12 protein-coding genes are annotated in these 18,174 nt (G+C 48.5%); 7 read left to right on the forward strand and 5 right to left on the reverse strand.

Annotated elements, in window-relative coordinates; all coding sequences use genetic code 11:
* Positions 1-79: 79 nt before the first annotated feature.
* On the forward strand, positions 80-1,474 hold the full coding sequence (locus NQ564_RS07430) for an MATE family efflux transporter (protein WP_008149256.1): 1,395 nt from the start codon (positions 80-82) through the stop codon (positions 1,472-1,474).
* Here the strand turns inward: NQ564_RS07430 and NQ564_RS07435 are convergent.
* Positions 1,429-1,830, reverse strand: coding sequence for an FKBP-type peptidyl-prolyl cis-trans isomerase (locus NQ564_RS07435; RefSeq protein WP_005639328.1), 402 nt, complete (start codon positions 1,828-1,830; stop codon positions 1,429-1,431). The two genes, NQ564_RS07430 and NQ564_RS07435, sit on opposite strands and share 46 nt — an antisense overlap.
* 132 nt (positions 1,831-1,962) lie before the next feature.
* Between NQ564_RS07435 and NQ564_RS07440 the strand changes: the two genes are divergently transcribed.
* The 4 genes from NQ564_RS07440 (at position 1,963) to NQ564_RS07455 (ending at position 9,274) form a co-directional block, all read left to right on the forward strand.
* Positions 1,963-3,366 carry an efflux transporter outer membrane subunit gene (locus NQ564_RS07440; RefSeq protein ID WP_008149253.1) on the forward strand — a complete coding sequence of 468 codons (1,404 nt, stop codon included), beginning with the start codon at positions 1,963-1,965 and terminating at the stop codon, positions 3,364-3,366.
* Positions 3,367-3,392: 26 nt separating this feature from the next.
* Positions 3,393-4,508 (forward strand): efflux RND transporter periplasmic adaptor subunit, encoded by a 1,116-nt coding sequence (locus NQ564_RS07445; protein ID WP_008149252.1) that lies wholly within the window; start codon positions 3,393-3,395, stop codon positions 4,506-4,508.
* A 6-nt stretch (positions 4,509-4,514) separates the two neighbouring features.
* Positions 4,515-7,637: an efflux RND transporter permease subunit gene (locus tag NQ564_RS07450; protein ID WP_008149251.1), complete on the forward strand. Its 3,123-nt coding sequence runs from the start codon at positions 4,515-4,517 to the stop codon at positions 7,635-7,637.
* A 170-nt stretch (positions 7,638-7,807) separates the two neighbouring features.
* The gene (locus tag NQ564_RS07455; protein ID WP_008149250.1) at positions 7,808-9,274 is read left to right on the forward strand and encodes a catalase; all 1,467 of its coding nucleotides are present in this window, start codon (positions 7,808-7,810) and stop codon (positions 9,272-9,274) included.
* Positions 9,275-9,441: 167 nt separating this feature from the next.
* On the opposite strand, the gene fmt is transcribed toward NQ564_RS07455, so the two are convergent.
* Genes fmt through NQ564_RS07475 form a run of 4 tightly spaced genes read right to left on the reverse strand, consistent with a single transcriptional unit; the run spans position 9,442 to position 14,241 of the window.
* The gene (gene fmt / locus NQ564_RS07460; protein ID WP_008149249.1) at positions 9,442-10,416 is read right to left on the reverse strand and encodes a methionyl-tRNA formyltransferase; all 975 of its coding nucleotides are present in this window, start codon (positions 10,414-10,416) and stop codon (positions 9,442-9,444) included.
* A 3-nt stretch (positions 10,417-10,419) separates the two neighbouring features.
* Entirely contained in the window at positions 10,420-12,231 is a 1,812-nt protein-coding gene (locus NQ564_RS07465) for a chloride channel protein (protein ID WP_021862709.1), read from the reverse strand.
* 43 nt (positions 12,232-12,274) lie between these two features.
* Positions 12,275-13,678: a sugar transferase gene (locus tag NQ564_RS07470; protein ID WP_008149246.1), complete on the reverse strand. Its 1,404-nt coding sequence runs from the start codon at positions 13,676-13,678 to the stop codon at positions 12,275-12,277.
* 2 nt (positions 13,679-13,680) lie between these two features.
* A complete protein-coding gene (locus NQ564_RS07475; protein ID WP_008149245.1) occupies positions 13,681-14,241 on the reverse strand; it encodes an L-threonylcarbamoyladenylate synthase in 561 nt (186 codons plus the stop codon).
* A gap of 490 nt (positions 14,242-14,731) precedes the next feature.
* Here NQ564_RS07475 and recJ point away from each other — a divergent pair, with 490 nt between their 5' ends.
* Together recJ and NQ564_RS07485 are read left to right on the forward strand one after the other, a co-directional pair.
* A complete protein-coding gene (recJ, locus tag NQ564_RS07480) occupies positions 14,732-16,456 on the forward strand; it encodes a single-stranded-DNA-specific exonuclease RecJ (protein ID WP_008149242.1) in 1,725 nt (574 codons plus the stop codon).
* Positions 16,457-16,465: 9 nt separating this feature from the next.
* Positions 16,466-18,148, forward strand: a complete 1,683-nt coding sequence (locus NQ564_RS07485; protein WP_008149241.1) for a RecQ family ATP-dependent DNA helicase — start codon at positions 16,466-16,468, stop codon at positions 18,146-18,148.
* The last annotated feature ends 26 nt before the right edge of the window (positions 18,149-18,174 follow it).

Raw genomic sequence — 18,174 nt, forward strand, 5'->3', positions numbered from 1 at the left:
TATCTGTATACGCTTATCGGAACAACTTCCCATCCTTTTCTCTATCTTTGTCCCCCAAAATTGTTTAGGTATCACATTTATGGCAACTACTACTAAAGAAATGACGGAGGGTGCTCCCCTGCCGCTTATTCTCAATTTCACCTTCCCCCTGTTGCTTGGAAATATATTGCAACAAACCTACTCGCTTGTGGATGCCGCTATCGTTGGAAAATTCTTAGGGATCAATGATCTGGCAGCAATCGGGGCAAGCACTTCGGTCGTATTCCTGATTTTAGGATTTTGCAACGGGTGTTGTTGCGGGTTCGGGATTCCGGTAGCACAGAAATTCGGGGCGAGAGACTACAAGACAATGCGACGGTACGTGACGGTCAGTTTACAACTGGCAGCCCTGATGTCGATCGTCATTGCGGTTCTGACAAGCGTATACTGTGCAGATATCCTGAGAAGTATGCAGACTCCGGAAAATATTTTTCACGGAGCTTACTATTATCTGCTCGTAACGTTTATCGGAGTACCTTGTACGTTCTTCTACAACTTGCTGTCCAGCATCATACGTGCACTCGGCGATAGTAAAACACCATTTTGGTTCCTGCTGTTCTCTACCGTATTGAACATCGTGCTCGACCTGTTCTGTATCCTCGTGTTGGGATGGGGCGTGTTAGGAGCTGGTATCGCCACCGTCGTGTCACAAGGTGTGTCGGCACTTCTCTGTTATTTTTATATGTACAAGCATTTTCCAGTCCTGAAAGGGACGGCTGACGACCGTAAATTCCGCTTTCCACTGGCTAAAAATCTTTTATATATCGGAGTACCGATGGGACTTCAATTCTCCATTACGGCAATCGGCAGCATCCTGCTCCAAAGTGCCAATAACGCTTTGGGAACAGCTTGTGTAGCCGCATTCACAGCAGCAATGAGAATCAAGATGTTCTTTATCTGTGCCTTTGAAAGCTTAGGTATAGCGATGGCTACCTATACGGGGCAAAACTACGGAGCCGGAAAACCCGAACGCATCTGGCAGGGGATCAAAGCCAGCTCGCTGCTGATGATGATCTATGCCGTCTTCACTTTTACAATACTGATGTCGGCCTCCGACAAGATATCATTGCTGTTCGTAGACGCTTCGGAAACGGAAATACTTAAAAACACGGTACTCTTCCTACACGTTTCTTGCTATTTCTTTCCGATCTTAGGGCTGCTCTGTATCCTGCGCTACACCATACAAGGCGCAGGATACACCAATCTGGCGATGCTTTCCGGAGTTTCCGAAATGATCGCACGCACGCTGGTCAGTATCTATGCCGTACCGATATTCGGATTCTTAGCTGTTTGCTTTGGCGATCCGACCGCCTGGATAGCCGCAGACCTCTTCCTCGTCCCGGCATTCATATATGTCTATCGGAAACTGAAAAAGAGCCTTAAGGAAAATTATGCAATCCCCAACAGTTCGACTTCGAACAGCAGTGTGGAATAACCGGGGATCGGACCGGATGTACGTGTCCCGTAACCTAATGTATACGGGATATAAATCATCCAACGGTCTCCCACATGCATCCGCCGGAGCGCTTCCTGCCATCCTTCGATCACCTGATTGAGGCGGAATGCCTCCGGACATCCCCGTTTCCAGGAATTATCAAACTCGCGTCCGTTGGCCAGCGTTCCACGGTAATGGACAGAGACGACATCCGTCAGTTCCGGTGAAACCACACCGGTCCCTTTCTCTATCTCCTTATACAACACACCACAAGGGAGCTTGACGACTCCCTCGCCGGTAGCCACTTCTTCTAAAAACCGTAGATTCTTTTCTTTATATTCTTCTTTCTTTCCCATTGTTATTCTCATTTCATTTCGTGGCAAAGATACAAAGCATCCCACGTATAAAATAAACAGAAAGAAATAAAAAGAGGCAAACAATTATACGGCAAGTCTGTTCTTTAATGGCTAAATCTAAACAAAAAAATTATGCACATACGTACATGGTGTTATGCTGTGCTCTGCCTGTTCCTGCCGATAACGCTGCCGGCGCAGAAAGAACACAAATACCTGGATCACGCATTACCGGAAGCGTGGCAGGAAAACGACAGTGATTTTCAACAGACATTACCGGTAGACGACCAGTGGTGGAAAAACTTCAATGATCCCACCCTGGACTCGCTGATTGAAGTAGCCGTAAAGCAGAACTACTCCATACTGATGGCGGCAGACCGTATCGCTATGGCAAAAGCCAATCTGCGTATACAACAAGGTAGCTATTCGCCAACCCTGGGACTCGCTGCCGGCTGGACCCGGCAACAAAGTAGCGGGCATACAAGCAACCTGCCGCAGACGATAACCCAATACAGCGATGCCGCCCTGTCTATGAACTGGGAAATCGATGTATTCGGAAGCATCCGCAACCGTGTAAAGGCCCAAAAGGAGAACTTTGCAGCCTCCAAAGAAGACTACAACGCCGTGATGGTCTCCCTTTGCGCCCAAGTGGCATCCGCCTACATCAACTTGCGGGAACTGCAACAGGAAGTGGAAGTGGTCAAAAAGAACTGCCTGTCGCAACAGGCGGTCGTCAAGATCACTGAAAAAAGGTACGAAACAGGGCTTGTCTCAAAATTAGATGTCGCACAGGCCTTATCCGTCTACTACGACACAAAAGCCTCTCTCCCCATGCTGGAAGCCGGAATCATCCAGTACACAAACGCTTTGGGCGTACTGATGGGACTTTATCCCTGGGACGTCCGGGAAATCATGGAAACACGGAAGCCATTGCCGGAATACATCGAGACAATCGGCATCGGCATTCCCGCAAACCTGCTACTACGCCGGCCGGACATCCGGGCGGCTGAACGCCTGGTAAACGCACGGGCGGCATCGCTCGGCGCCTCCAAATCAGACTGGTGGCCGAAAGTTTTCGTCAAAGGGTCGGTGGGATTCGCTTCGCATGATTTGGACAAACTGGTAAATCATAACAGCTTCACCTACGAGATCGCTCCCGCCATCTCCTGGAATTTCTTTCAGGGAACAAAGTTGGCGCAGGCGACACGGCTGGCAAAAGCCCAGCTCGACGAGTCGATCCGACAATTCAACCAGGATGTACTGACAGCTGTCCAGGAAGTGGACAATGCCATGAATTCCTACAAGAACTCGATCAAACAAATTGTCGCGCTCCGGGAAGTCGTCAATCAGGGGAAGCAGACATTGGAGCTTTCGCTCGACCTCTATAAACAGGGACTTACTCCTTTCCAGAATGTCCTGGACGCACAACGCTCCCTCCTTTCCTATGAAAATGAGCTGACACAAGCCAGAGGCTCCTCCCTGCTAAGCCTGATCCAACTTTATCAGGCGTTAGGCGGCGGTTGGGAAAATGAAAATTGATAATTAAGAATTAAAAAATAAAAGAGATGAAGACTACTATTAAAATAGGGATTGTAGGACTGTCCATTGTCCTGTTGACAGGATGTAAAGAGAAAAGTCTCCAGACGGAAATGCCAGCCCCTTCCATCAGTGTTGCAACGCCTGTCGTACAAGATATCACGCTGACAAAGGACTATCCGGGCTATTTGAGCTCCGACCGTATGGTCAACCTGGTAGCACGCGTGAACGGATACCTGCAATCCTCACAACTTGTGCCGGGTGCAAAAGTAAAAAAGGGCGACCTGATATTTGTAATCGAACCGGAAGTCTACCAGAACAATGTCACCCAAGCGGAAGCCGCGCTGAACACGGCAAAAGCTCAGACCGAATATGCCCGCAGCAACTACGAACGCATGAAAGAAGCAGCTAAAAGCGGGGCTGTCAGCCAAATACAAGTCTTGCAAGCCGAATCGACCGCAGCGGAAATGGAGGCATCTGTAAACAATGCCGAAGCAGCTTTGAAAACAGCCCGGACCAACCTGAGCTATTGCTATATCCGGGCCCCTTATGATGGACGTGTCACCCGTGCAAGCTATGACGTGGGCAATTATATCAACGGTGCCGTCCAACCCGTCACTTTGGCTACCTTATACAAAGATGACATCATGTACGCCAACTTCAATATCGAAGATAACCAGTTCATGCGGATGAAAATGATTGCCGCCCAGAACGATCCGAACGTCAAGATGCCTACCCACGTTTCCGTACGTCTCGGACAGGACGGACGGCAAAGGTATACCGGGACATTGGACTACCTCTCCCCTAACGTCGATCTGTCAACCGGTACGCTAAACGTCCGTGCCAATCTCGAAAATAAAGACGGCGAACTGAAAAGTGGGTTATACGTAACGATCACATTGCCCTACAGCGAACAGAAAAACGCTGTCCTCGTACGCGATGCCTCCATTGGAACCGACCAGTTAGGAAAATTCCTGTACATAGTAAACGACTCGAATATCGTACGATACCGTCATATCGAACCCGGACAGTTGGTAAACGATACACTTCGTCAAGTCATCAGCGGTATCCGCCCTAACGAACGGTACGTGACAACCGCCCTGTTGAAAGTTAGAGACGGTATGAGTATTAAGCCTATAAAATAAAAAGCTATGGTAAAATTTTTCATAAACAGACCGATATTCGCTACCGTCCTCGCACTGATCCTGGTGGTAGCCGGATTAGTCACGCTACATATACTTCCCATTGCGCAATATCCGGAAATCACACCGCCGACCGTACAGGTTTCAGCTTTCTACCCGGGTGCAGATGCGGAAACAGTGGCACAGACCGTAGGATTACCCATTGAACAACAGGTAAACGGTGTGGACGGAATGCTTTACATGAGTTCCAATTCATCCAGCTCCGGAGCCTATTCACTCACCATCACATTCGCAGTCGGAACCGATATCGACATGGCGACCGTCATGGTGCAGAACCGTGTCAGCATTGCACAAAGTAGTCTGCCGGAAGCCGTGATCGTACAAGGCATCACCACCAAGAAGCAATCATCCAACATTGTTATGATGCTGACACTAAGCTCCCGTGACTCCACATACAGCGGTCTATACCTGAGCAACTACGCCAGCCTCAACATGACGGACGAACTGACGCGTTTGCCGGGTGTTGGCTCCGTCAGTGTCATGGGAGCCGGAAGCTACAGTATGCGTATATGGCTCGACCCGAACGCCATGCGTATCCGTAACCTCACTCCGGATATGATCTTCCAGGCAATCTCGACACAGAACACACAGGTTTCAGCCGGTTACGTCGGGCAGCCAATAGCCAAAGCGGACAATCCGTTCCAGTACACACTGACGGTAAAAGGCCGTTTGACGACTCCGGAAGAATTCGGAGATATCATCCTCCGTACGGAAGAGGGAGGAAAAATTCTCCGGTTGAAAGATGTCGCCCGTATCGAATTAGGCAGTTCTTCTTATAATGTCACCTCCAAGTTGAAAGGCCAGCCGAGTGCCGCCATAGCCATTTACCAACTCCCCGGTTCCAACTCACTGGAAGTGGCCAAAGGGGTACGGGAGAAAATGGAGCAGCTGGCAGCAAACCTACCGGAAGGAGTCGTTTATGATGTGACACTGGACACAACACAAGTAATCAATGCCTCCATCGACGAAGTGCTCGTCACCTTCCTGGAAACAACAGCTCTCGTCATACTGGTAATCTTCCTGTTCCTCCAGAATTTCCGTGCCGTCATTATCCCCTGTATCACCATCCCCGTCTCCCTGATCGGGACACTGGCGGTCATGTCGGCCTTGGGGTTTTCGATCAATACGTTGACTTTGTTCGGGTTGATCCTGGCTATCGCGATCGTGGTGGATGATGCGATCGTGGTGGTAGAAAACTCGTCGCGGCTCATGGATACGGGGAAATATACTGCCCGTGAAGCCGTGACAGAAGCTATGGGTGAAATTGTCGGTCCGATCGTAGGTGTCGTGTTGGTATTACTGGCTGTCTTTATCCCGACCACCTTCATCAGCGGTATCTCCGGGCAATTATACAAACAATTTGCCCTGACAATCGCTGCTGCCACCGTTTTAAGCGGTTTCAACTCACTGACGCTCACGCCGGCCTTGTGTGCCCTGTTCCTGCAAGCAAACAAAGAACCGAAATTTTTTGTGTTCAAGGCCTTCAACAAGGTGTTCGGCAAAACTCAGAAAATATATGACGACATTGTCGGCCGCATGCTGAAAAGCCCGCTTGTCACAATGGTGATATTCGGGATCATAACGATCATTGCCATTGTCATGTTCATGCGCTGGCCTACCACTTTCATTCCGGAAGAGGATGACGGTTATTTCCTGGTATCTACCCAGCTCCCGCCGGCAGCCAGCCTGAACCGTACGGAAGCAGTCGGAAAGCAGATCGACAAGATCCTCGACAGCTATCCTGAAGTCAAGACCTATATCGGAGTAAACGGTTTTTCTATCATGGGCGGCGGTGAACTCTCGAACGCAGGAACCTATTTCGTGATCCTGAAAAACTGGAACGAACGAAGAGGTAAAGAGCATACCGCTTCGGCCGTCGTAAACCGTTTCAACCGAGAAGCCTACGGTATCCAGGAGGCACAGATATTCGCAATGGTTCCCCCTGCAATTCCCGGATTGGGAGCTTCAGGAGGCCTGCAACTCCAGTTGGAGGACCGTAAAAACCTGGGACCTACAGAAATGCAACATGCCATCGAAACACTGCAAGCCACGTATCGAAGCAAACCGCAATTGCTCAGCCTTTCCAGTATGTACCAAGCCAACGTACCGCAATACAATCTGGAAATAGACCGTGACAAAGTACAATTGCTCGGCCTTCAGCTTAACCAGGTTTTCTCGACTTTAAGCTACTATATGGGGGCTGCTTATGTAAACGACTTCGTCGAATTCGGGCGTATCTACCAGGTAAAGATCGAGGCCAACGACCAAGCTCAAAAAGTTATAGACGATGTGTTGCACCTGAGTCTCGAAAACAATTCCGGCAAAATGGTTCCTTTCTCCGCTTTTACAGAGGTGAAGGAGCAGTTGGGACTGGATCAGATCAACCTGTATAATATGTATAAGTCGACATCCATCACCTGCATAGCCAATCCGAAATATAGCTCCGGTGAAGCGATCCAGGCTATGGAAGAGCTCGTACAAGAGCAGTTAGGCAATAATTTCGGATATGAATGGACATCCGTCGCCTATCAGGAAACGAAAGCAGGCTCCACCACCATGCTCGTTTTTGCAATGGCTCTTTTGGTCGCTTTCCTGGTTCTTTCCGCACAGTATGAAAGCTGGACAAGCCCGATCGCTGCCATTATGGGACTTCCGATCGCCTTGTTAGGAGCCATTTTGGGATGTTTCGTCATGGGCGTGCCGGTCAGTATTTATACACAAATCGGTATCATCCTGTTGATCGCCCTTTCTGCCAAGAACGGTATCCTGATTGTAGAATTTGCCCGTGACTACCATAAGGCCGGTAATCCGATACGCGAATCCGCACTCGAAGCCGGTCATGTCCGTCTGCGTCCGATCTTGATGACTTCATTCGCATTCGTATTAGGGGTTATGCCTTTACTGTTTGCAACAGGAGCCGGAGCCGGAAGCCGTCTATCCTTAGGAGCGGCAGTCGTATTCGGCATGGCGATAAACACCATTTTTGCAACGATGTTTATCCCCAGTTTTTACGAGTTGCTGCAATTATTCCAGGAAAAAGTATTGGACAAATTCAATCGGAAACAGAAATAAGCCGGCCAATATAGAATAGGTTTATACAAGCATTGATATTACCTATTTGACAGGCATTTAATAACAGCTTACTTTTACAGCACATTTAAAAACAAAATCTGTATGAAAGCAGTTTTATATAATAAAGGCAAGATATAATCTGACGAATTACAGGCTAAAAAAACATCCGTATGAATGACAGAAAACTAACGACAGCCAACGGTCGTCCCGTTGCAGACAATCAGAACACGCAGACAGTGGGTCCGCGTGGGCAGGTCTTATTACAAGACCCATGGTTAATTGAAAAGCTCGCCCATTTCGACAGGGAAGTAATCCCCGAAAGACGTATGCATGCTAAAGGTTCAGGTGCCTATGGTACTTTTACCGTTACAAATGACATCACAAAATACACAAAAGCCGCGATATTCAGCGAAGTAGGTAAAAAAACAGACTGTTTTGTCCGCTTCTCGACCGTTGCCGGCGAACGTGGTGCTGCCGATGCGGAACGTGACATACGCGGTTTCGCTATTAAGTTCTATACCGAAGAAGGTAACTGGGACCTGGTGGGAAACAACACACCCGTATTCTTCCTGCGCGACCCGTTGAAGTTTCCAGACCTTAACCACGCCGTCAAACGGGATCCGAAAACAAACATGCGCAGTGCCAACAACAACTGGGACTTCTGGACCTTGCTTCCCGAAGCCTTACACCAAGTAACGATCACGATGAGCCCTCGCGGCATTCCCTATTCCTACCGTCACATGCATGGATTCGGAAGCCACACGTACAGCTTCATCAATGCCGATAACGAACGCATCTGGGTGAAATTCCATCTTAAGACATTACAGGGCATTAAGAACCTGACCGACCAGGAAGCCGAAGCGATCATTGCGAAAGACCGCGAATCACACCAGCGTGACCTTTTCGAAAGCATCGAGAAAGGCGATTTCCCGAAATGGAAGTTCCAAATCCAGTTGATGACAGTCGAAGAGGCAAACAACTATCACATCAACCCCTTCGATTTGACGAAGGTATGGCCGCACGGAGACTTCCCGTTGATGGATGTAGGTATCCTGGAACTGAACCGCAATCCGGAAAACTATTTCGCCGAGGTCGAACAAGCCGCCTTCAATCCGATAAATATCGTGGATGGTATCGGATTTTCTCCTGACAAGATGCTGCAAGGCCGCCTCTTCTCATACGGAGATGCACAACGTTACCGTTTAGGAGTCAACTTGGAGCAGATTCCGGTAAACAAACCGCGTTGTCCGTTCCATGCTTACCATCGCGACGGAGCCATGCGTGTAGACGGCAACTACGGTGCAGCCAAAGGATACGAGCCTAACAGTTACGGTGAATGGAAGGACACACCCGAAAACAAGGAACCGCCCTATCCTGCCAACGGTCCTATCTACAACTATAACGAGCGTGAATACGACGACGATTACTACAGCCAGCCCGGTGCACTATTCCGTCTGATGCCGGCCGACGAACAACAACTCCTGTTCGAAAACACTGCCCGTCAGATCGGAGGAGCCGAACTGTTCATCCAGCAACGTCACGTGCGCAATTGTTATAAGGCAGATCCCGCTTATGGCAAAGGTGTAGCCGATGCATTAGGAATCAGTCTGGAAGATGCATTACAAGAAACCAGATAAATAAAAATATCTATCAAGTAAAAGGAGGTCAAAACTATCCTGTTCCCGCGCTTGACGCGGGATCGCATAAAAACCGACCCTATAAAAATCGGATTGATAAGGTCTGTCCTTTTGCGGCCCCGCGAGGGGCGCGGGGACAAGGATAGTTTGACACACCTCCTTTTTTATTAATCAACTTTATATTCTCCTATCTGTTTGAACCCGTTCAGGAAGTCCGCCACCGGCAAACGTTTCTTACCGGCCAATTGAATGGATAGCAAACGCAGGTATCCATCTTCCACTGCCACATCGATATAACTTTTACGATCGGTCCGGACGGTTCCGACGGGAAGTTCATGTGCGACAAAAAGCTTCTCTGCCTGATAGATTTTCAGTGTGGTACGCACACCTTCCGGAGAAACGATTTCAGTCCAGGCCGCCGGATAGGGAGACAGACCACGAATAAAGTCATAAATCCTTTTCACCGGCTGATGCCAATCAATACGGCAAGTCTCTTTGAAAATCTTCGGAGCGGGCCGGAGTTCGGAAGGATCTTTATAAAATTCTTCCTGAGGAACGGCATCTGCTTTTCCTTCCAGCAGCAAATCGACGGTTTCCAACACCAACCCGGCCCCCATTGTCATCAGAGAATCATGGACAATGCCCACATCATCCGTATCGGCAATAGGCAAATGCTTCTGGCGGATAATCTTCCCCGTGTCGATCTCGTGAGTCAGGAAAAAGGTTGTCGCACCGGTTTCTGTATCTCCGTTGATCACCGCCCAGTTGATAGGCGCAGCTCCCCTGTATTGAGGAAGCAAAGAGGCATGAAGGTTAAACGTTCCCAAGCGAGGCATATTCCAGACAACCTCCGGCAACATACGGAAAGCGACGACGATCTGCAAGTCCGCTTTCAAAGCCCGCAGCTCGGAAAGAAAAGCCTCATCTTTCAGTTTTTCCGGCTGGAGTACCGGCAATTCCTTCGATACGGCATATTGCTTCACAGGACTTGCCTGCAAGACACTCCCATGACGGCCGACCGGCTTGTCCGGCATCGTAATCACCCCTACTATATTATATCCGCCCTCAACCAAGGCACGCAGGCTCTCCACCGCAAAATCGGGAGTGCCCATATAAACGATTCGTAAATCTTCTTTCTTCATTTTTTAATCTCCTGAAAAGTTTTCAACCAGCACTTCGCGGTATGAATTAAATATCTTCGATTTGGACATAAAACCGATATACCGTCCTTCCTCATCTACAACCGGCAGGTTCCAGGCCTTCGTATCGTCAAAGATACGCATGATCTGCTCCATCGGCGTCCCTACCTGGATCTTGGCAGGTGCCGAAACCATGAACTTGGAGACGTGAAACCGGTTATATAACTCAGGGCGGAACATAATGTTCCGGATATTATCCAACAGAACGAGTCCTAACAGGATTCCCCGCTCGTCGATAACCGGGAACGTGTTTCGTCCGCTCTTGGCAATCACCTTCACCATATCTCCCAAAGACATTTCGGGAGAGACGGTCAGGAAGTCGCGTTCGATCACACTGTCGGTATTCAGCAACGTCAACACGGCACGGTCTTTATGATGGGTAAGCAACTCTCCTTTCTGAGCCAGACGCATTGAATAGATACTGTGCGGAAGAAACATCTTGATCGTGATATAAGAACTCACGGATACGATCATCAGCGGAAGGAAAAGAGCGTATCCTCCGGTCAGCTCCGCAATCAGGAAGACACCGGTCAGCGGCGCGTGCATGACACCGGACATGATTCCCGCCATTCCCAATAAGGCGAAATTCTTCTCCGACAGATACATCGTAAAAGGGAAATAGTTGGACGCATGAGCAAACACGAATCCGGCAATACATCCCAAATACAAGCTGGGAGCAAATATACCACCGCAACCGCCTCCTGCATTCGTCGCACTCGAAGCAAAGACCTTAAACAACAGGATCAGCGTAAGGAATATCTGCAATCCCCAATAGGTATCGTTCAAGCTATAGAACATACTCTTATCCATTATATGGGAAAACTGCCCGTTCAACAAAGACGAAATCGTATCGTAACCTTCACCGTAGAGCGGAGGAAATATGAAGATCAACACACTCAACATGATCCCCCCGACGACGAATTTCTTCCAGTAATTATTCAAGTTGCGATACATTCCCTCAACCCGGTTCATGACCTTGGTAAAATAGAGAGACACCAGACCGCAGAAAACCCCGAGCAGCAGCACATAAGGGATACGCTCGATCACAAACGCTTCAGTCTGCGAAAACGGAAACATCGCTTCCGTACCCGTAAAGATATAGGAAACGGTCGCAGCCGTCACCGAAGTGATAAGCAAAGGCAGTACCGACGTCATCGTCAAGTCCAGCAACAGCACTTCCACCACAAACACCACCCCTGCAATCGGAGCTTTGAAAATACCGGCAATCGCACCGGCAGCCCCACAACCGACCAGCAACATCAGCGTCTTTTGCTCCATGCGGAACAAGCGGCCCAAATTGGAACCGATCGCCGCCCCCGTCAACACGATAGGCGCCTCCGCCCCGACCGATCCACCAAAGCCGATGGTAACGGAACTGGCAACAATGGAAGTCCAAGTATTATGAGGCTTGATACGGCTCTTTCGTTGGGAAATGGCATAGAGTATCTTCGTCACCCCATGGCTGATATCATCCCGTACGATATATTTTACAAACAAACCGGCCAGCAGGATACCGATCACCGGATAGAGCAGATACAAGTAATTCGCCCCGTCCTGATTGAAATTGCCGGTCAGAAGATGTTGTATAAAATGGATGATCGACTTCAGGATAATAGCTGCTGCCGCCGTACAGATACCGACCAGGAAACTGACGATCAGTATGAAATGCTTCTCTTGTATATGCTTGTCCCGCCATAGCAGGAAGCGATAGAAAAGTTGAAAGTTGAAAGTTGAAAGTTGAAAGTTATCCTTCTTCATTCCTTAATTCTTTAATTCCTTCATTCTTTAATTCTTTAATTCCTCAAATCCCTTTTCCGGTAACGACAGTCTTAACCGTATAGATCAGAATCGTCAGATCCAACGTCAACGACATATTTTCGTAATACAATATATCATATTCCATACGCTCCACCATTTTGTCCACGCTTGCCGCATAGCCGTACTTCACCATCCCCAACGAGGTAATGCCCGGACGGACATTGTGCAACAGATAATAATAAGGAGCCGTCTTCACAATCTCGTCGATAAAATATTTCCGTTCGGGGCGCGGTCCGACCAGTGACATATCCCCTTTCAGTACGTTCCAGAACTGTGGCAATTCGTCCAGCCGGTATTTTCGCATGACACGTCCGAACGGCGTTACACGCGGGTCGTCTTCCGACGAAAGCGACGGCCCGTTCTCTTCAGCATTGACATACATGGTACGGAACTTATACATCCAAAACGGCTGTCCAAGATAACCAATCCGCTCCTGACGGAAAAACACGGGTCCCGGAGAATCCCTCTTCACCCGCCATGCAATATAGACGAATAAAGGAGAAAGCAGTAACAATGCAACAGCAGAAGAAACCTTATCCAGAAAAAACTTTATGTTCTGCCCGGCCGGTGAAAAGTTGTTATCCGTCACATCGACCAACGGGATTCCCCGTATCGTTCGAAGCTGGATTTTCGAAAGCATATTGAACCGGTCCGCCAGCACTTTTATCGGACGTTTATAGCGGTAGAGCGAATAAAGGATTCCCAAGAGCATCTTATTGTTCTTCGACTCGACAGCCAAAACGATTTCATCCACATTCTTCTTTTCCATCAAAACCGGAATATCTTCCACCGTCCCTAACACCTGATTCCGGTCAGCCTTGACCGGAATCCTCTCGTCTTCCGAAACAAACCCGCAAATATCATAGCCCAAGCGATACAAATCGTGAGCGATACGGACCGCCTTCTCTCCCGCACCGACAATCAGCACGTTCATCGCCCATTCCCGGTTCTTTATTTTTCTTACCCCGCTCTGCGTAATCAGCAAACGTGGAATGTAGGTAATGAAAAACTGCAATCCGAACATTCCGAAGAATAATCTATAATAGATATTGATCGAACGGGGAATATCGTCGAGCAGCAAAGCAAAGAAGACGAAAATCGTCCCGATCAGCACAGTAATGAATGTCGAAAAAAGTTCGGTGAGGCGAGACTTTCCAAACGGCTTGTTGTAATATCCCGAAAAATAATAAAGCACCAACCAGAAGAAAGGAATGACGATCTGGCCGGTGAGTACACCCGGATATTGCAAATAATCAAGCAGACTATCAGTTCCCTCATTAATAATGAACAAGATTTCATAACGAAGGATATTGAATAGCAACCACGCAACCGAAGCCGATACGAAATCCGATAATATGTATTTTCCTGCCTGCTTGCTCCTCTTCATTCTTACCTGATTACCTGGACAACGCCACCGTCTCCTAACTTAATGATATTGGAAGGCCCCGCCTTGCTCATATCATCTTGGCGATATTTCACAATATAATCGACTCCGTTCTTAATACTGTCCGACACCTCGCTGAAATTACCCGGAGAAGGTTCGCCGCTCACGTTCGCAGAGGTAGATACCAACGGTCTGCGGAAACGCTCGCACAGTTTACGGGAAAACTCTTCGTTCGTCACCCGGATACCGACACTTCCGTCTTCCCCCAAGAGATTATTCGCCAGATTCTTCGCATGAGGATAGATAATCGTAAGCGGTTTATCGGCCACCTCGATCAGGTCCCAGGCTATATCGGGCATATCCGACACGTACATGCTCAGCTTTGCCGAACTGTCGGTCAATACCAGCATAGCCTTATTGTCCATTCTCTTCTTCAACTCGTACACTTTTTGTACGGCTTTCTCATTGGTCGCATCGCAACCAATTCCCCAGATCGTATCTGTAGGATAGAGTATTATGCCTCCCGCCTGCATGATCTCGCAAGCTTTTTGAATATCTTCTGTCATTGTTTTTTAAATAATGTCACAAATGTACAAATCATTCGCGGACTTGGAAACAAAAGAGATAAAATGTTTTGCCGCCACAGCCGACAAACAAGAAAAGCCATAAGAATTTATTTTCACCCCGGAGAAAATAAATTTTCCCGCAAGTGAAAATAAATTTTCAGCCACACGAAACAAAGTGAAAATAAATTTTCACCATAAAAAGCAAGGTGAAAATTTTTCCGAAATTATAATTTAATTAAAAAGCAAGCCGCCAAACAGAAATATCCATTTATATTATCTAACTTTACGGATTCAAATGAAGAGAGTATGTCAAATATCGGTATTCATGGGACGCAGATGACGCAGACGAGCGCAGATTAACGCTGATATATTAATTATCAACAAAATAAATCTGCGTCCGTCTGCATTGTCTGCGTCATCCGCGTCCGGCAATGTCAATTTGAAACACCCTCCTCATCTCAGAGACGAAAAAAAGAAAAAACAATATATAATGATTACAAAATGGAACTTTCAAACCCCAACAGAAGAAGAGTTACATAAGAGAGACAAGCTGGCAAGCGAAATGGGACTCAGTCCGTTCGTATGTCTTTTGCTCGTTCAACGAGGACTCTCCACTGTTGAAGAGGTGAAGAAATTCTTTAAACCCAGCTTGAACGACTTGCATGATCCATTCCTCATGCCGGATATGGAAAAAGCTGTCAAGCGCTTGAATAAAGCATTGGGAAACAAAGAAAAGATTTTGATTTACGGAGACTACGATGTAGACGGCACAACTGCCGTTTCACTGGTCTACAAGTATTTGCGTCCTTATTCATCGACGCTGGATTTCTATATTCCGGACCGGTATGACGAAGGATACGGGATTTCGTATAAAGGGATCGACTACGCCCGGGAAAACGGAATCACGCTGGTGATCTCGCTCGACTGCGGTATCAAAGCCATCGAAAAGATCGAATATGCCAAGCAATTGGGAATCGATTTTATCATCTGCGACCATCATATGCCGGACGACACATTGCCGGATGCGGTCGCCGTGCTGGATGCCAAACGGGTGGACTCGGTCTATCCGTACGAACATCTGTCGGGGTGTGGCGTCGGCTTCAAGTTCATGCAGGCATTCGCCAAAAGCAACAACTTCCCGTTCGCCGACCTGGAAAAACTGCTGGAACTGACGGCTGTCAGCATCGCCTCGGACATCGTCCCTATCACTGGCGAAAACCGCATATTGGCTTATTACGGTCTAAAGCAGCTTAACAGCAATCCGAGCCTCGGCCTGAAAGGGATTATCGATATCTGCGGTCTGTCGGGCAAAGAGATCACGATCAGCGACATCGTCTTTAAGATCGGACCGCGCATCAACGCTTCCGGACGTATGATGAACGGAAAGGAGGCAGTCGAACTACTCTTGGCAAAGGATGTGGACGTGGCCCGCGAAAAGAGCGAAAGCATCAACCAGTATAACGAAGAACGCCGCGAACTGGACAAAAAGATCACAGACGAGGCGAACGCCATCATCGACGAATTCCAGAATATGGAAGACCGTAAGGCGATCATCGTCTACAATCCGGGATGGCATAAAGGGGTGATCGGGATCGTCGCTTCCCGCCTGACGGAAAAATACTACCGCCCGGCAGTCGTCCTGACGAAATCGTCCGAACTGATTACCGGTTCCGCCCGTTCGGTTACGGGATTCGACATATACAAAGCGATAGAAAGCTGCCGCGACCTGCTGGAAAACTTCGGGGGCCATACCTATGCCGCCGGCCTCTCCCTGAAAGAGGAAAACTTAGATGCTTTCACCCAGCGGTTCCTCAAACTGGCTGCCGACGAGATCATTCCCGAACAGATGACGCCGCAGATCGATATAGATGCCGTACTGGACCTGCAAGATATCAATTCAAAGTTCATGAGCGAACTGAAAAAAATGAACCCGTTCGGCCCGGACAACCAGAAGCCCGTATTCTGCTCTCTCGGAGTCAAAGACTACGGGACCAGCAAATTGGTAGGGAAAGACCTTGAACACATCAAATTGGAACTGATCGACGACAAGTCGAACACACCGATACATGGCATTGCTTTCGGTATGCGCCAACACAATACGCATATCAAGAACATGAAACCTTTCAATATCTGCTACACCATCGAGGAGAACACCTATAACGGCAACACGTCGTTGCAACTCATGGTGAAGGACATCAAGGAGAACGATATATGAAGGGATGCGGTGGATGTCTACCATAAGATTTTAGGGAAGTATTGGGGATACCCTGCTTTCCGTCCTTTACAGGAAGAGATCATTCGTTCTGTCTGTGCCGGAAAAGATACACTCGGGCTTATGCCTACGGGAGGTGGCAAATCGATCACCTTTCAGGTTCCGGCGCTGGCGATGGATGGAATTTGCCTTGTCATTACCCCGCTTATCGCTTTGATGCGCGACCAAGTCGACAATCTGCGCCGGGTCGGAATCAAAGCCACAGCAGTGTATTCGGGTATGAGCCGCCAGGAAATCGCCGGGGAGCTGGAAAATTGCGTTTCCGGACAAAATAAGTTCCTGTATGTTTCACCCGAACGGCTTGCCACCGGATTATTCAGGGAAAAGTTGCAGGCCATGAACGTCTGCCTGTTAGTGGTAGACGAGAGTCATTGTATCTCGCAATGGGGCTATGACTTCCGTCCTTCCTACCTCCACATCGCCGATATACGGGAGCAACTGCCCGGAGTGCCGGTACTGGCACTGACGGCAACCGCCACACCCGAAGTCGTGGACGACATACAGGGACGACTGCTTTTCCAGGAAAAAAATGTCTTCCGGAAAAGTTTTGTCCGCCCGAATCTCGCCTATATCGTGCGCCGTACGGAAGACAAGTTAGGCACACTGGCCTACATACTCGGAAAAGTGCCCGGTACGGCTATCGTCTACGCACGAAACCGCAAGCTGACCAAGGAGGTGGCAATCTTCCTGCAACAATCGGGAATATCGGCCGACTTTTTCCATGCCGGATTAAGCCGGGAGGAAAAGGTGATCCGGCAAAGCCGCTGGAAAAACAATGAATGCCGCGTAATAGTGGCCACGAACGCTTTCGGGATGGGGATCGACAAACCGGATGTACGACTGGTCATCCATCTGGATATGCCGGAGTCATTGGAGGAATATTTCCAGGAGGCAGGCCGTGCCGGACGGGACAGCCGGAAGGCCTTTGCGGTGGCTCTCTGCACAGATACGGATAGTTTTCATCTGAGAAAGCGGATAGACGATGAGTTTCCCGAAAAGAAGCTGATCGGGAAAGTGTATGAAGCGTTGGGCGATTATTTCCGGATTCAGGAAGGACAGGGAAAAGATATCGTTTATAACTTCGAACTGACGGATTTCTATTCCACCTGCCAATTTCCTCCGTTACAGGTGCATCATGCATTGAAGTTGCTGGAACTATCCGGCTACATCGAATATTGCGAAGGAATGGACGAATCTTCCTTCCAGACCGCTCCCCAAATCACTTATACGCATCCACGCGTGCGAAAAAATGCCCTTATTATCCCATCCTCCGCTTATGAGGAACGTCGGGAAAGAATGAAAAAGCGCATTTCGAAAGTGGTGGAATACATGGACGGGGAACATATCTGCCGGAGCCGTCTGCTACTCTCCTATTTCGGAGAAAAGAATACGGAAGATTGCGGGTGTTGCGACGTCTGCCTTTCCAAGAATGATTCCGGCTTGAACAATCGGGATTTCAATGCCATACGCGACCTGTTGCTCGAACTGCTATCTACCCGGCAACCGCTTCCTGTCACCGCTTTGCTCCCTTTATTGCCTTTTCCGGAGGAGAAAATCGTCACCACCATCCGCTTTTTGGCCGAGCATGACAAACGGTTTTATTTGAAGGAGGGAAAGGTCGGGATTTCCTGTTAAAAAAGAACCGAAATTCCATTATTTTC

Source organism: Parabacteroides johnsonii DSM 18315, from assembly GCF_025151045.1.
Lineage (GTDB): Bacteria > Bacteroidota > Bacteroidia > Bacteroidales > Tannerellaceae > Parabacteroides > Parabacteroides johnsonii.

Bases quoted from the DNA above. Each gene is read 5' to 3' on its own strand.
- NQ564_RS07470 (WP_008149246.1), bottom strand. From the start codon at position 13,678: ATGAAGAGGAGCAAGCAGGCAGGAAAATACATATTATCGGATTTCGTA.
- fmt (WP_008149249.1), bottom strand. From the start codon at position 10,416: ATGAAGAAAGAAGATTTACGAATCGTTTATATGGGCACTCCCGATTTT.
- NQ564_RS07475 (WP_008149245.1), bottom strand. From the start codon at position 14,241: ATGACAGAAGATATTCAAAAAGCTTGCGAGATCATGCAGGCGGGAGGC.
- NQ564_RS07455 (WP_008149250.1), top strand. From the start codon at position 7,808: ATGAATGACAGAAAACTAACGACAGCCAACGGTCGTCCCGTTGCAGAC.
- recJ (WP_008149242.1), top strand. From the start codon at position 14,732: ATGATTACAAAATGGAACTTTCAAACCCCAACAGAAGAAGAGTTACAT.
- NQ564_RS07450 (WP_008149251.1), top strand. From the start codon at position 4,515: ATGGTAAAATTTTTCATAAACAGACCGATATTCGCTACCGTCCTCGCA.
- NQ564_RS07435 (WP_005639328.1), bottom strand. From the start codon at position 1,830: ATGGGAAAGAAAGAAGAATATAAAGAAAAGAATCTACGGTTTTTAGAA.
- NQ564_RS07465 (WP_021862709.1), bottom strand. From the start codon at position 12,231: ATGAAGAAGGATAACTTTCAACTTTCAACTTTCAACTTTCAACTTTTC.
- NQ564_RS07430 (WP_008149256.1), top strand. From the start codon at position 80: ATGGCAACTACTACTAAAGAAATGACGGAGGGTGCTCCCCTGCCGCTT.
- NQ564_RS07440 (WP_008149253.1), top strand. From the start codon at position 1,963: ATGCACATACGTACATGGTGTTATGCTGTGCTCTGCCTGTTCCTGCCG.
- NQ564_RS07445 (WP_008149252.1), top strand. From the start codon at position 3,393: ATGAAGACTACTATTAAAATAGGGATTGTAGGACTGTCCATTGTCCTG.